15 protein-coding genes are annotated in these 14,171 nt (G+C 70.8%); 7 read left to right on the top strand and 8 right to left on the bottom strand.

Annotated elements, in window-relative coordinates:
- Positions 1–23 precede the first annotated feature (23 nt).
- The 6 genes from IPJ95_13405 to rpmE all read right to left on the bottom strand — a co-directional run bounded on the left by IPJ95_13405 (position 24) and on the right by rpmE (position 4,836).
- A complete protein-coding gene (locus IPJ95_13405) occupies positions 24–1,661 on the bottom strand; it encodes a S41 family peptidase (GenBank protein MBK7924600.1) in 1,638 nt (545 codons plus the stop codon).
- Between the two features lie 62 nt (positions 1,662–1,723).
- Positions 1,724–2,362: a dTMP kinase gene (gene tmk, locus IPJ95_13410; GenBank protein MBK7924601.1), complete on the bottom strand. Its 639-nt coding sequence runs from the start codon at positions 2,360–2,362 to the stop codon at positions 1,724–1,726.
- Entirely contained in the window at positions 2,359–2,712 is a 354-nt protein-coding gene (locus IPJ95_13415; GenBank protein ID MBK7924602.1) for a YlbF family regulator, read from the bottom strand. Before IPJ95_13415 ends, tmk begins: the two co-directional genes overlap by 4 nt.
- On the bottom strand, positions 2,709–3,557 hold the full coding sequence (gene prmC, locus IPJ95_13420) for a peptide chain release factor N(5)-glutamine methyltransferase (protein ID MBK7924603.1): 849 nt from the start codon (positions 3,555–3,557) through the stop codon (positions 2,709–2,711). The genes IPJ95_13415 and prmC overlap by 4 nt, the downstream gene beginning before the upstream one ends.
- Entirely contained in the window at positions 3,550–4,608 is a 1,059-nt protein-coding gene (gene prfA, locus IPJ95_13425) for a peptide chain release factor 1 (GenBank protein ID MBK7924604.1), read from the bottom strand. Before prfA ends, prmC begins: the two co-directional genes overlap by 8 nt.
- Positions 4,609–4,611: 3 nt before the next feature.
- Positions 4,612–4,836, bottom strand: a complete 225-nt coding sequence (rpmE, locus tag IPJ95_13430) for a 50S ribosomal protein L31 (GenBank protein MBK7924605.1) — start codon at positions 4,834–4,836, stop codon at positions 4,612–4,614.
- A gap of 317 nt (positions 4,837–5,153) precedes the next feature.
- On the opposite strand from rpmE, the gene IPJ95_13435 reads away from it, so the two are divergent.
- The 7 genes from IPJ95_13435 (at position 5,154) to IPJ95_13465 (ending at position 11,861) form a co-directional block, all read left to right on the top strand.
- The gene (locus tag IPJ95_13435) at positions 5,154–5,798 is read left to right on the top strand and encodes a Crp/Fnr family transcriptional regulator (protein MBK7924606.1); all 645 of its coding nucleotides are present in this window, start codon (positions 5,154–5,156) and stop codon (positions 5,796–5,798) included.
- Between the two features lie 88 nt (positions 5,799–5,886).
- Positions 5,887–6,753 (top strand): MBL fold metallo-hydrolase, encoded by an 867-nt coding sequence (locus IPJ95_13440; GenBank protein ID MBK7924607.1) that lies wholly within the window; start codon positions 5,887–5,889, stop codon positions 6,751–6,753.
- A gap of 14 nt (positions 6,754–6,767) precedes the next feature.
- Positions 6,768–7,460, top strand: a complete 693-nt coding sequence (locus tag IPJ95_13445; GenBank protein MBK7924608.1) for a hypothetical protein — start codon at positions 6,768–6,770, stop codon at positions 7,458–7,460.
- 3 nt (positions 7,461–7,463) lie between these two features.
- Entirely contained in the window at positions 7,464–8,252 is a 789-nt protein-coding gene (locus tag IPJ95_13450; GenBank protein MBK7924609.1) for an ABC transporter permease, read from the top strand.
- Positions 8,249–8,962 (top strand): ATP-binding cassette domain-containing protein, encoded by a 714-nt coding sequence (locus IPJ95_13455; protein MBK7924610.1) that lies wholly within the window; start codon positions 8,249–8,251, stop codon positions 8,960–8,962. Before IPJ95_13450 ends, IPJ95_13455 begins: the two co-directional genes overlap by 4 nt.
- 2 nt (positions 8,963–8,964) lie before the next feature.
- On the top strand, positions 8,965–9,891 hold the full coding sequence (locus IPJ95_13460; protein MBK7924611.1) for an MCE family protein: 927 nt from the start codon (positions 8,965–8,967) through the stop codon (positions 9,889–9,891).
- Positions 9,888–11,861 carry a GAF domain-containing protein gene (locus IPJ95_13465; GenBank protein MBK7924612.1) on the top strand — a complete coding sequence of 658 codons (1,974 nt, stop codon included), beginning with the start codon at positions 9,888–9,890 and terminating at the stop codon, positions 11,859–11,861. Before IPJ95_13460 ends, IPJ95_13465 begins: the two co-directional genes overlap by 4 nt.
- Here the strand turns inward: IPJ95_13465 and IPJ95_13470 are convergent, their stop codons facing one another.
- Positions 11,862–13,076 (bottom strand): DUF4105 domain-containing protein, encoded by a 1,215-nt coding sequence (locus IPJ95_13470; GenBank protein ID MBK7924613.1) that lies wholly within the window; start codon positions 13,074–13,076, stop codon positions 11,862–11,864. It lies immediately after the preceding gene.
- A gap of 65 nt (positions 13,077–13,141) precedes the next feature.
- The gene (locus IPJ95_13475; protein MBK7924614.1) at positions 13,142–14,152 is read right to left on the bottom strand and encodes a Gfo/Idh/MocA family oxidoreductase; all 1,011 of its coding nucleotides are present in this window, start codon (positions 14,150–14,152) and stop codon (positions 13,142–13,144) included.
- Between the last annotated feature and the right edge of the window lie 19 nt (positions 14,153–14,171).

Genomic DNA, 14,171 nt, shown 5'->3' on the forward strand with positions numbered 1-14,171 from the left:
GACCTCGAGTGCAGCCGGGATCGCTAGTTCCGCGAGGCCGGCGGGGCCGCGGAAGCGGCCTGGGTCATCGCCACGGAGAGCAGGTCCTTCGGGGTCTGGGCCCGGCCGAGGAGGTCGAGCGCCACCTGCATCTGGCGGTCGTCATGCGCCCGGCGGCGGAACTCCGCGGGCCGCCCGAAGACGTACCGCGCGATCTCGTAGCCGAGCTGCTCGTCGATCAGCGTCCCCGCCTTGGCGAAGGTCTCGGACGTCACTTCGACGCCCTTGGCCCGCAGCCGGCGGAGCACCTCCGCCCGCATCGCCGGGGTGACCGAGAAGCCCTCGCTGGTGACCCCCTTGTCCGTCTTGATCTGCAGCGCGGTCGCCGTGATCGCGTCACGATACTCGGTGAACTTGGACGCCAGCGCCGTGGCGAACGTCCGCTCCTCGTCGGTGAGCGAATCCTGCCGGACGATGAGGTCGGGGACGATACCGCCGCCCCCCCGCACCAGGCGCCCGCTGTCGGTGTGGTAGAGCGGCCGGGCGGAGTCGGCCGCCGTGCTGTCCCCGGGCTTGTGGGCGGCGTCGGCCGCCGCCACCGACGCCTGGTCTTCTTCGCTCCGGACCTTGCGCTGGATGGTCCGCCCGCTCGGGGTGTACCACCGGCCCGTGGTCAGCTTGAGCGCGGTGTTCTCGGAGAAGGGGAAGAGGGTCTGGACCAGGCCCTTGCCGAAGGTGGGCACGCCCACCACCACCGCGCGGTCGTGGTCCTGCAGGGCGCCGGAGATGATCTCCGCCGCGCTGGCGGTGCCATCGTTGACCAGCACGACGATCGGCAGCGTGGGCCATTCCTGTCGTGCCTGGTCGGAGAACTGCTTGGTGGCGCCCCGGGCCCGGCCCCTGGTGGAGACGATCTCCTGCTCGCTGTCGAGGAACAGGTCCGCGACCTTGACCCCCTGGTCGAGCAGGCCCCCCGGGTTGCCGCGCAGGTCGAGGACCAGGCTCTTCATACCCTTGCCGAGCAGCGCGCCGATCTCCCGCCGCAGCTCCTGCGTGGAGCTCTCGGCGACGGGATTGAGCGAGATGTAGCCGATGTTGCCGGGGAAGAGGTTGCCCGGCGGGACCGAACGCACGTGGATGGTGGCCCGGGTGAGCTGGTAGGCGATCGGCTGCGCGAACCCGGCGCGGCGGATCTTGAGCTCGACGCTGCTGCCGGGCGTGCCCCGGAGCGCCTTGACCGCCTGGTCGTTGGTCCAGCCCTCGGTGGACTTGGAATCCACGGAGATGATCTGGTCGCCAGTCTCGACCCCGGCCCGCTCGGCCGGCGTCTCGGGCAGCGGTGCCACCACGGTGATCCAGCCATCCCGGACGTCGATCTGGATGCCCAGGCCGCCGTAGTTGCCGGTGGTCGTTTCGGTCAGCTGCTTGTAGTCGTCGTTCTGCAGCAGGACCGAATACGGGTCCTTGAGCTGCTCCAGCATGCCGGTGGTGGCCCGCTGGTACAGCTCGCTCTGCGGGATCGAGTCGACATAGTAGGCGCTGACGTGCGACAGCACGTCGTCGAACAGCCGCGCCTGCTGGTAGACGTCGCCGTCCCGGGAGGTGCCCCGCTGGAGCAGCCAGCCGCCCGTGAAGAACGAAATGACCGCCACCAAGGCGATCAGCCCCCATCGCTGCCGCATGACGACCTCCGGATCTCGGGGCCGCGCCGGCCATGCCTGGCCGTGCCCCCGGCGTTCGTAAGCTAACCTGCCGCGGCCCCGCCCGCCCCCACCCCGGCAGCGACCATCGCCTCCCAAGCCGCTCGCAAGAGCTGTTCCGGCGGCAACGCGGCGTCCAGATGGGCCACGCCGGGGCCGGTCGCATTCCGGAACACCGCGCCGACCCGTTCGTGGAACTCCCGGCCCGCGCGTTCGATCCGGTCCAGCCCCTGTCCGGCCTGACGGATGCGATCGAAGCCGAGTTCCGGCGGCAGGTCGAGGACCAGGGTCAGGTCCGGCTGGAGGCCCCCGGTGGCCGCCCGGTTGGCGGCCAGGAAGAGCGCCCGGTCGATGCCGCGCCCGCCGCACTGGTAGGCTTCGGTGGACAGCTGGAAGCGGTCCGCGATCACCGTCTGGCCGGCGGCCAGCGCGGGGCCGATCACCCGCGCCACCAGGTCGGCCCGCGCCGCCAGGAAGAGGTACAGCTCGCTGACGGGCTCGATCGGCTGCGCCGGGTCGAGCAACACTTCCCGGATCCGCTCCGCCACCGGGGTGCCTCCGGGCTCGCGCACCAGCACCGCGTCCCTGCCGGCCGCGCGCAGCCGATCGGCCAGGGCGTGGACGAGCGTGCTCTTCCCCGCCCCCTCCGGCCCCTCGACCACGAGGAAGCCGCCCGGCGTCATCCGAGGGTGATGATGCTGCTGCTGGCGCCCTTCTCCATCCCCTGGCCGATGAGCTGGTTCACCCGGATCATGACCTTCTCGAAGTTGGCGCGGGCCACGGCGTAGGCCTGTCCGGTCGGGCTCACCTCGAGCTCGCGGACGGCGGTCTCGTAGGTCTCGGCGGTGGCCTGGTCGGGCATCTGGCCCTGCGAGACCAGTTCGTCCATCTGGCGCGCGAGCTTCTGGATCAGCTCCACCTTGGCCTGGGCCTCGGCGTCCTCCCGGAGCGCGCTTTCGGCCCGCCGCAGCGCCTTGTACTCCTGCGTCTGGCCGATCATCCGGCCCAGTTCCTCTGCCTTGTCCCAGATCACGATGATTCGCTCCTCCGCGCGAGGAGGTACCGCGCGCGGCCGAAAAGGTCGTCCCGCACCGTCGCCATCGCCAGGCCCGCCGCCGCGGCCAGCGCCAGGCTGGCCGCCGCACGGGTCGCATCGATCTCCAGCGCCACCACTCCCCCGGGCCGGAGCACCCGGACCGCCTGCCCCAGCAGGCGGCGCGTGTCGGCCAGGCCGTCGCCCCCGCTGGCCAGCGCCGCGCGCGGCTCGTGGTCCCGGACGCTGCTGTCCAGCGCCTGATACTCCGCCTCGGAAAGATAGGGCGGATTCGAAACCACCGCGTCCATCGTTCCGGGCCCGACCGCCGCGAGCAGGTCGCCCGCGAGGAGCACCACGCCGAGCCCGGTCCGGGACCGGTTCTCCGCCGCCAGCCCGAGGGCGTCCCGCGAGCGGTCCATGCCCACGACCAGCCGATACCGGCCCTCGTCCGCCAGCGCCAGCGCGATGCACCCCGATCCGGTGCCGACGTCGATCACCTGACCGGTGCCGGCCTGGGCCAGCACCAGCTCCACCAGGCCCTCGGTCTCGGGGCGCGGGATCAGGGCCCGCCGGTCCGCGCGCAGGGTCAGTCGGCGGAAGCCCGCGATGCCGGTGACGTACGCGTGCGGCTCCCCTGCCGCCCGCCGGGTGACCGCCTGCCGGAACCGCGCAATCGCCTCGGGTGCGGGCGGCGCGTCGTCGGCCGGGAGGGTGTAGCTCGGCAGGCCGGCCAGGTCGGCCCAGATCCGGACCGCCTCGCGGCGCGGCTCCGTGATCCCCTGCTCCCGCAACCGGGCCGCTCCCTCGTCGATCAGGGCGGCCCGGGGCGGCGCTTCAGTCACCGAGCTGCTCCTGGCGGCTCGCCATGCGCAGCGCGTCGATGAACTCATCGAGCTTGCCGTCGAGCACGCCCGGGAGGTCGTGCACCGAGAGGTTGATCCGGTGGTCGGTCACCCGGCTCTGCGGATAGTTGTAGGTGCGGATCTTGGCCGAGCGGTCGCCGGTGCCCACCATCGCCCGGCGATCGCGGGACCGGGCCGCCTCCTGCTCGGCGATGCGACGGTCGAGCAGCCGGGCCCGGAGCACTTCCATGGCCTTGAGCTTGTTCTGGAGCTGCGACTTCTGGTCCTGCTGCGAGACCACCAGGCCGGTCGGGAGGTGGGTGATGCGGACCGCGCTGTCGGTGGTGTTCACGCTCTGGCCCCCGGGGCCGCCCGAGCGGAACACGTCGATGCGCAGGTCGTTGGGGTGGATGGTGACATCCACCTCCTCCGCCTCCGGCAGCACCGCCACCGTCGCGGCCGACGTGTGGATGCGGCCCGCCGACTCCGTCGCGGGCACCCGCTGCACCCGGTGCACGCCCGCCTCCCGCCGCAGCTGCCCGAAGGCATCGTCGCCGCGCGCCGCGAAGATGGCTTCCTTGATCCCGCCGGAGGTGCCGTCGCTGAGGGAGATGATCTCGACGGTCAGGCCTCGTCGCTGCAGGAACCGCTGATACATGCGGAACAGGTCGGCGGCGAACAGGGCCGCCTCATCGCCGCCGGTGCCGGCGCGGATCTCGACGATGGCGTCACGGTCGTCGAGCGGGTCACGGGGGAGCAGCAACTCGTGGAGCTGGGCCTCAAGCGGGGCAATCTCGACGGGCAGGCGGTCGAGGTCGTCCTGCACCAATGCGGCAAGCTCGGGATCGGCCTCACCGGCCAACTCCCGAGCTTGTGCCAGGGCATCCTGCAGCTTCTGCAGCCGGTCGGCGAGCTGGACCACCGGCGCCAGCCGGTTGTGTTCCCTCCCGAGCGCGCGGAGCTTGGCGGGATCGGCCGCGGTCGAGGGGTCGGCCAGCGCGGTGGCGACCTCCTCCGCCCGGCCGAGCGCCTGGCGGAGTCGGGCCTCCACGCGCTAGCCCTGGGGGCCCGCGGCGGCCTTGTCGCCCGAGTACTTCTTGCGGAAGCGATCCACCCGACCCTGGGTATCCACCAGACGCTGGCGGCCGGTGAAGTAGGGGTGGCACTTGGCGCAGATTTCGACGTGCACGTTGCTGCTGGTGGAGCGGGTCTCGAACTCGTTCCCGCACGCGCACTTCACCATCAGCTTGTGGTAGACCGGATGGACGTTCGCCTTCACTGTTCGCTCCTGTGCACTGTTCCCGGCGCCCGATGCAGGCGCTCGTAAAGCTCGGCAATATAGCCGCTTAGCCAACAGGAAGGCAACCGGCGGCGATTCCGGGCCGAGGCGCCTCGCCACCTTGGGAGGCCGGGCGGGGACGGATTCCCGGTCGCTGCCGCACCCCCCGGACGGCCGTGCTGGGCCGGGGGCCAGCCAGGCGCGGAGGCCGGTGCCGTCAGTTTGACACCGCAGAGGGACCTAACTATCGTATTTACCTATACTTCCACCATGTCGAGGGCCTTGTGCCGCTCAGCCCCCTAGAGGTGCTCAAAAAGGTGCCGCTGTTCGCGTCGATGCGCGAAAGCGACATCACCGCTTTCGCGGAACTCGTCCGGGAGCGAAGCTATCCCAAAGGCAGCGTGATCGTCTTCGAGGACGACCCCGGCGACGCCCTCTTCCTGGTCGCGGCCGGCCAGGTCAAGGTGGTGCTCATCGGCGAGGACGGCCGGGAGGTCATCCTGTCGGTGCTCAGCGAGGGCAGCTTCTTCGGGGAGATGGCGCTGATCGACGACCAGCCCCGGTCGGCCACGGTCATCGCCATGACCGACGCCGCGGTCCTGGTGCTGCGCCGGGAGGACTTCCAGACCCGGCTGCGCACCTCTCCCGAAGTGGCCATCGCCCTGATGCGGGAGCTGTCGCGGCGGCTCCGCCGGGCGGACGAGAAGATCGGCAGCCTGGTGCTGCTCGACGTCAACGGCCGGGTGGCCGACCTCATCCTGCGCATGGCGGAGGAGGAGGGCGGCGACCGGGTCACCAAGAAGATCACCCACCACGTCATCGCCCAGATGATCGGCTCCAGCCGGGAAACCGTCTCCCGGACCATGCGGGACTTCGTGGAGCGGGACCTGATCCAGGTCACCCGGAAGGAAATCACGATCACCAACCGTCAGTTGCTGGAGCGGGCCGCCGGACGTTCGTGATCCGGCGCACGCCGCCGGCGTGAGCGCCGGCGACGTCCCGGATGGCAGAGTCCTTGCACCGTTCTATCGGATGCAACCGAGAGGAGTCGTGGCCTACACCGTCACCTTCTGGGGGACCCGGGGATCGATCCCGACGCCAGGCGTGCATACCGCGCGGTACGGCGGGAACACCTCCTGCGTGGCGGTGACCGGCGCCAGGGACCAGCTCGTCATCCTCGACGCGGGCAGCGGCATCCGGCTGCTCGGTCGGGAGCTGATGCGCGTGGCCTCGATGCCGATGAACCTCGACATCCTCCTCTCGCACACGCACTGGGACCACATCCAGGGCCTGCCCTTCTTCCAGCCGCTGAATACCCGGGGCAACAGCGTGCGGATCTACGGGGCGGCCCAGGCGGGGGTCCCGCTGGAAGAGATCCTGGACCGCCAGATGGACCCGGTGGTGTTCCCGGTGCCGCTCAAGGCCCTCGCGGCCGACCTGCGGATCACCGAGATCAGCGGCGGGCGGTTCGAGATCGACGGCTTCCTGGTGGAGGCGTTCCGGTTGCGGCACCCCGGGACCACCCTGGGTTACAAGCTCGTGCCGGCCAGGGGGGGGCGCACCATCGCCTACCTGACCGACAACGAACTGGGCCTGGGGGGCAGCTACGACGTGCCCCCGGACTGGCGCCGGGAGCTGGTGAGATTCCTGGGTGGGGTGGATACGTTAATCCACGATGGGATGTACTCGGAGGCCATGATCGAGTCGCGGGCCGGCTGGGGGCATTCCACCCCCGAGCAGGCGGTGGACCTGGCGGCCGAGGCGGGCGTGCGGCGACTGGTGCTGTTCCACCACGAGCCGGAGCATGATGACGGGGCGGTGGATGCCCTGGTGATCGGAGCCCGGAGTTACGCGGCGGCGCGTGCCCCGGGCCTGCAGCTGGAAGCCGCCATGGAAGGGATGTCCCTGACCCTCTGACGAGGTTGGAGCCTATGCGACGCCGTGCATTGCTGGCCCTCTCCCTGGCCACCGTGGCCGCCCTGTCCCCGCTCGCGGGACAGGACACCCGTCCGGGCATCGCGGTGCTCCCGTTCGAGAACGGCGGGTCCTACGGCCAGGACAAGGAGAACTTCGAGGCGCTGCAGAAGGGGATTCCGGGCATGCTCATCAGCGAGCTGTCCCAGAACCCCGCCGCGCGCGTGGTGGACCGTGACGGCATCGAGTCGATGCTGGCCGAGCAGAACCTGGCGAAGGACGGCCGGGTGGACGCCGCCACCGCGGCACGGATCGGCAAGCTGGTCGGCGCCCGCTACATGATCATGGGGAGCTTCGTGGACCTCTACGGGCGCTTCCGGATGGACGCCCGGATCGTGAACGTGGAGACCAGCGAGATCGTGAAGGTGGTCAAGAGCGACGGCAAGCGCGAGGACCTCTTCAAGCTGATCCAGACCCTGGCCGAGAAGCTCATGGTCGAGACCCGGCTGCCGCCGCTGCCCGCCGAGCTGGGCGCCGCGGTCCGGCAACGGAACGTACCGACCGCCGCGCTGACCTACTACAGCCGCGCCCTGTTGTACCAGGACCGTGGCGAGAAGGACAAGGCGGCCGAGTTCTTCAGCAAGGCGATCGAGGCCTTCCCCAACTACGCCGAGGCCCAGGAGGGCCTGAGGAAAGTCCAGGGCAGCTGAGGCGTGATCGACTTTCTCGCGGCCCTGGGACGCGGGACGGCGCGCTGGCTGGCCCGGGTTGGCCTGCTGGCGCGCTTCGCCTTTGAGGCCGGCGCCTCGCTCGGGACGCTGCCAGGCGCGGGGCGGAGAGTCGCCGCCCGGGTGCTGCTCAACCAGCTCCGGTTCACGGCCCTGGAGGCGGTGGGACTGATCGTCCTCCTTTCCGGGGTGCTCAGCTACCTGACGATTTCAAGCACCCTGGCCCAGCTGGACAAGGTCGGCGCCTCGGAACTGATCGGGAAGCTGATGGTGGTGGTGATCGTCCGCGAACTGGGCCCGTTGCTCACGGCCATCGCCGTGGTGGGCCGGAGCGGCACCGCCATCACCGCCGAACTGGCGACGAACACGGTGCTGGGCGAGGTCCGCGCCCTCAAGGGCATGGGGATCGATCCCTACCACTACCTGGTGCTGCCGCGGCTCTTCGGCTGTATCGCCTCGGTGGTGACGCTGATGGTGCTGTTCGACGTGATCGCCCTGTTGGGGGGCTACCTCGCGGCGGGGGTCTTCGCCGGGATGAGCGGCTCGCGCTACCTCGGCATCGTGCTGGCCAACCTGACCACGCAGGACGTCGTCCTCACCGTGCTCAAGGGCGTGCTCTTCGGCCTGGTGATCGGGACCATCCCGGCGTACGAGGGGCTGATGGTACGGCGGGGCCCGACGGAGATCCCCCAGGCGGTGATCCGGGGGACGGTGCATTCGCTGGCGGTGATCTTCATCCTGGCCGCCGTGATCGTGGGGCTCCTCGGCGGATGACCTCCCCCCTGGCGTTCGTCGAGGTGTCGGTAGGGCGGGCCGCCCGATCCACCCTCTCGAGCATCCCCCTTGCCACCGCGGGTCCGGACACCGTGCTGACCCTGGAGCTGGCGGCACGGCAGACGGTCGCCGTGCTCGGCGACGAGACCAGCGGCGTGGACACGCTGGGCGGGCTGGCGCTCGGGCTCGAGATGCCGGCGCTGGGTCAGGTGCGGACCCTGGGCACCGAGATCGGCCGCCTGGAGCGCAGCGTCCAACTCGCCTTCCGCCGGAGGGTCGGGTACCTTCCCGCCGGCGACGGGTTGATGCAGAATCTCACGCTTCGGGACAACATCCGGCTGCCCCTGCGCTTCGGGAGCGACTTCCGGGGCCGGGAGATCGAGGGACGGGTGGACGTGATCGTGGCGCAGCTTCGCCTGAGCCGCGTGGCGGACCTGCGCCCTGCCCAGGCCAACGCCGAGGACCGCCGGCGCGCCGCACTGGCGCGGGCCCTGGCCTTCGACCCGGAGCTGGTGGTGCTGGAGGAGCCGTTCGATGGACTCACCGATCGCGCGGCCGCCGAGCTGCTGGAGGCCGCCCGTGGGGGCGAAACCGCAGAGGGAGCCCGACGCACCGTGTTCCTCACCGGACCTGACCTGCCGAGCCTGATCCGCCCCCGGGTGGACCGGACCTACCGCATGACCCGTGGCCTCGTGGAGGAAGTCCGGTGAGCATGCGGACCCGTACCGCCGACGCGCTGGTGGGCGTCCTGGTCCTCGGCGCCATCCTGGTAGTGGTCCTCGCGGTGGTGGTTACCCGCGGCTGGACCGAGCGACGGGTGACCATTTTCATGCTGAGCCCGTCGGTGCAGGACCTGAAGGAAGACACCCCGGTCTACCTCCAGGGCCTGGCGATCGGCGAGGTGGCGGCGATCTCGCCCCTGGTGGACAGCGGCGCGATGGGCCCGCCCGAGTTCCTGGTGGCGCTCCGGCTGCGGGAGCGCTACGCCAACGGGGTGCCGATCGTGCTGCCGCTCGGCACCTCGGCCGAGATCGCGTCCAGCGGCCTGATCGGCGCGGCCTCGGTGGCCCTCCTGGTGCCGCCCAACCAGCGCGCGGCGGCGCTGGCCCCCGGCGACACCATCCGCGCCGGCCTCAGGCAGAGCGCCACCGATGCCCTCAAGGAAGTGGCCGACAGCCTCAAGACCCAGGTCTCCGACATCCTCCGGGACACCCGGAAGCTGCTCGCCACGCTGGACCGGACCGCGCAGTCGGCCGAGACCCAGCTCAATGCCACCGCCCCCGAGCTGCGCGGCACCCTGACCCGGATGCAGGCGGCGCTGGACGAACTGCGGCCGGCCATCGCGAGCGCGAACGCGCTGATCGCGAGTTCCGACGCGCGGGTCGGCACCCTGCAGGATTCGCTGCTGGCCACCCTCTCCGATGCCCGGCAGCTGCTCAACGACGCCGACACCCTGACCACGACCATGACGGGGCTGACCCGGGAGCTGACCCCCGACCTCAAGCGGACGATCACCAACATGTACGTGGTGAGCGCCAAGCTCGAGCACTTCATCGACGCCGTGACCCGCCGGCCTCACCGGCTGGTCACCGGGGTGAACGCCCTGCCCCGCGATTCGATCGTGGAGGCGGCGCCGTGAGCTTCCTGCTCTACCACCCGCCGACCTGGTCGCCCCGGATGCTGGCCCACACGCTGCAGACCGAGCAGGTGGAGCTGCGCGAGGTGGAGACGCCAGGCGACGCGCGGGGGGAGGACCGTCCCACCGCCTATCTGCTGGACATGGCCGCGCGGGCCCACGTGACGCCGCAGGTCCTGACCGCGCTCCGCGACCAGGGCGTGGCCGTCCTGGCGCTGGGAGAGGCAGGCGAGGACGATGTCCCGGCAGACCTCCCCGCGGAGCTGCTGAGCGGCTTCCTGCGGGCGCCGGTGGGCCCGCGCCAGCTGCTGGTGGCCCTGCGCAGCGCCTTCCGGGTGTCGGCCTCGCACCGCGACCACGCCCGGGCCCGGGCCGAGAGCACCGCCCGGCTCAACGAGCTGTCGGAGCTGGCCAACATCGGGGTGCTGCTCACCACCGAGAAGGACACCAACACCCTGCTCGACCTGATCCTGACCCAGGCGCGCCGGGTGAGCCAGTCGGACGCCGGCAGCCTGTACATCGTCGAGACGGACGAGCACGGGACCCGCCGCCTGCGCTTCAAGCTGAGCCAGAACGACAGCCGGCCGGACATCCCGTTCGTCGAGTTCACCATCCCGATCGACCACGCCTCGCTGGCCGGGTACGCCGCCACCGAGGGCGAGCCCCTGGCGATCGAGGACGTGTACATGCTGCCCCCGGACGTCGAGTACTCGTTCAACCGGTCGTTCGACGAGCGGTACGGGTACCGCACGCGGAGCATGCTGGTCATCCCGATGCAGAACCACCACGGCGACGTCATCGGGGTCCTGCAGCTGCTCAACCGCAAGCGCGACTTCGCCGCCCGGCTGACCACGCCGGAGGAGGCCACGCGCCAGCTGATCGCGTACAGCCCCCATACGGTGAAGATCGTCAAGGCGCTGGCCGGCCAGGCGGCGGTCTCGATCGAGAACAGCCAGCTGTACGAGTCGATCGAGCGGCTGTTCGAGGGATTCGTGAAGGCGGCGGTGCTGGCCATCGAGCAGCGCGACCCGACCACGTCGGGCCACTCCGAGCGGGTCGCCACCCGCACGGTGGCGCTGGCCCGCGCCGTGGACCACCTGCGCGACGGACCGTTCTCCCAGGTGAGCTTCACCCGGGAGCAGCTGCGCGAGCTGCGCTACGCGGGCCTGCTGCACGACTTCGGCAAGGTCGGCGTCCGGGAGCAGGTGCTGGTCAAGGCCAAGAAGCTCTACGACGGGGAGCTCGCCCTCATCCGGCAGCGGCACGCCTTCGTGCGGCGCAGTGCCGAGTGGACCTTCGAGAAGGAGCGGGCGGACTACCTGGCCCGTCACGGCCGGGAGGGGTACGACGCCTTCCTGGCCGGACTCGAGGCCCGGCAGCGGGAGGCGCTCGCCACCGCCGACCGGTTCCTGCAGGTGGTGCTCACCTCCAACGAGCCGACGGTGCTGGCGGAGGGGGATTTCGCGGCGCTGGGGGAGTTCGCGGCCATGGCGTACGTGGACATCGAGGGCCAGCCGCAGCCGTTCCTCCTGGCCACGGAGCAGAAGCACCTCTCCATCCGGAAGGGCAGCCTCGACGAGCGCGAGCGGCTCGAGATCGAGAGCCACGTGAGCCACACCTTCGACTTCCTGCGGAAGATCCCCTGGACCAAGGCGCTCTCGCGGGTGCCGGAGATCGCGCGCGGGCACCACGAGAAGCTCGACGGCACCGGCTACCCGCGGAAGGTGCGGGGCGAGGCCATCCCGCTGCAGACCCGGATGATGACCATCGCCGACATCTTCGACGCCCTGACCGCCCAGGACCGGCCCTACAAGCGCGCCCTGCCGGTGACCCGCGCGCTCGATATCCTGGCCGACGAGGTGACGCGCGGCCAGCTGGACGCCGAGCTGTTCCGGATCTTCGTGGAATCAAAGGCCTGGGACGAAACCAGCGAGGCGGGGCGAAGGGACAGCCTGGCCATCCCCCGCCCCTGATCAGGCTGCCCGCGGGCCGGGCCGGGTGGCGGCCAGCACCCCGGCCACCAGCCCGAGGTTGAGCGGGACCAGCAGGGCCAGCACCTGCCCATTCACCTGGGGCCACACCGGCAGGAGCTTGAGCAGCACCCCCACCAGCGACAGTCCCGCGACCAGCCAGGCCAGCAGGCGCACCGCGCGCACCACGCCGGGCCGCGAGGGCCGTGCCCAGGGGAGCAGCACCCCCAGGGCCAGGGTCAGGTCATTCAGCTGAAAGACGTTCTGGTTGCGCGCCGCCATGACATGGTCCGTGAAGGCCCACAGACCGGCGAGGAGCATCCCGCCCAGGCCGAGCAGGAGCGCCACCGTGGTGGCGGGAAACACGAACGCCGTCCGCCCCGCCCCGCTCCGCCCATGGCGCACGCCGGTCCAGGCGAGCAGTCCCCCCAGCGCCACCCCAAGGGCCAGGAAGCCGGGCCACCAGGCCGGTGGCGCGTCCCGCACCGGGTAGGCCGCGCTCTCGTACAGCACCCGCTCCGACTTGACCAGCGGCACGAATCCCCCGGCGCTGTCCGGGAGCCGGATCTCGCGCAGGTACTCGTGCAGCTTGAGCGGCAGGAACATTTCCTCCCAGCGGGTGCGGGGCTGGTCGGCGCCCGCGCCGAGGGCCAGCATCAGGCCGGCGTAGAGCAGCGGGTTGTGGGTATTGAGGCGCTGGGTATGGAACCGGAAGCTCCGCCCCGGCATCCGGGACTGGCGCTCGATGGCGCCGCCCAGCACCCGGTCGAGCGCGTCGCGGACCCGCGTGGAGCAGTTGTCGAGGTAGTAGTCGTAGCGGTAGAACTTGTGCTCGTCCTGGGCATTCCACTCGAGGAAGTCGCGCAGGGCCAGGCGCTGGGCGGGGGTGAGGTTCAGTTCCTGTTGCCACACCGAGCGCCGCCGGTCGATGTACCGCGGCACGTCGTCCGCCGTGGGGTACCCCGCCATCCAGTAGAGCATCCGGCCCTGGACGAACTTGAGCAGGAAGTTCTCCTGCCGGAAGCTGAACATCCCGTAGTTGTAGGCGAGGCTGGTCCCGCGGCTGCGGTCCTCCACCACGATGGCGTTGTGGCCGAATCGCTCCCAGACCTCGGCCCCGACGCCCATGGTGAGCACGGAGATGGTGAGCTCCGCGCCGGGTTCGGGACGGTTCGGGGATTGGGCGGTTCGCCCCTGCGCTGCGAGGGGTCCGGGCACGGCTGATCCGAGCAGTGCGCAGAGCGCAACCGACCGTCCGAACCGCTGCAGTGCCGAGTCGCCGATCACAACTCCACGTCCTTCCCCTTGGCTGCGGACTCATAGATGGCGTCGATCACCCGGTGCAGCACCAGCTGCTCCTGGTTGTCGAACGGCTTGGCCTCCCCGCGCAGCGCCGCCAGGAAGTGAGCCCATTCCGCCCGATAGGACGCGGTGAACGCGTTCTCGCGACCGATGGCCCCGGTGGGTGCCACGTCGGTGGGCACGCCGTGCAGTTCCTTCCAGACATGGAACGGGTTGATGCCGGCGGTGCCCTTGCTGCCGCGCAACCCGAGGCCGAAGCGCTCGCCCTCTCCGACGTGGTGCCAGGTCACGTCCAGGAACATCGAGAAGCCCCCTTCGCACACCACGAACGCGCTGCCCGACTGCTCCACGCCCCGGTTTCCGTCCCCGCCGGTGAGGCTGGCGCTCACCCGCACCGGCGTGGGGCTCCCGGCCAGCCAGAAGCCGAGGTCGAGGATGGCGTGGCCCAGGTCGAGCATGGCGCCGCCCCCGGCCTCCTCCCGCCGCTGACGCCAGCCGAGCTGGGCCCGGGAAGGCCGGAAGACGTGCCAGCTGCCGCGGATGCTCTCGAGCTTGCCCAGCTCCCCGCTCTGCACATAGCTGCGGACGATCTGGACATCGCTCCGGTATCGGTGGTTCATGCCGACGTGGAGGATGCGGTTCTTCTTCTCCGCGAGGCGGAGGATCTTCTGCACTCCGGCCGCGCTCAGCGCCAGCGGACGCTCCACCAGCACGTGCACCCCGCGCGAGAGCGCGGCCTGGACGTGGGGCTCATGCAGGTGATTGGGCGTGCAGATGGCCACCGCGTCGAGCTGCTCGAATTCGAGGATCTCCTCGATGTCACTGAAGGCGTCCCGGACCTGGAAGCGGTCGGCGAGGGCCTTGGCCTTGGGGAGGTCGGTATCGCAGATCCCCACGATCTGCACCCCCTTGAGCTTGCGGAGCACGGGGAGGTGGGCCACCTGGGTGATGGCGCCGGCGCCGATGATGGCCAGCTTCAGGGTGTCGGACATGCACGCTCCTCGAGAGTGC

The sequence above is a fragment of the Gemmatimonadota bacterium genome (genome assembly GCA_016713785.1).
Classification (GTDB): Bacteria; Gemmatimonadota; Gemmatimonadetes; order Gemmatimonadales; family GWC2-71-9; genus JADJOM01.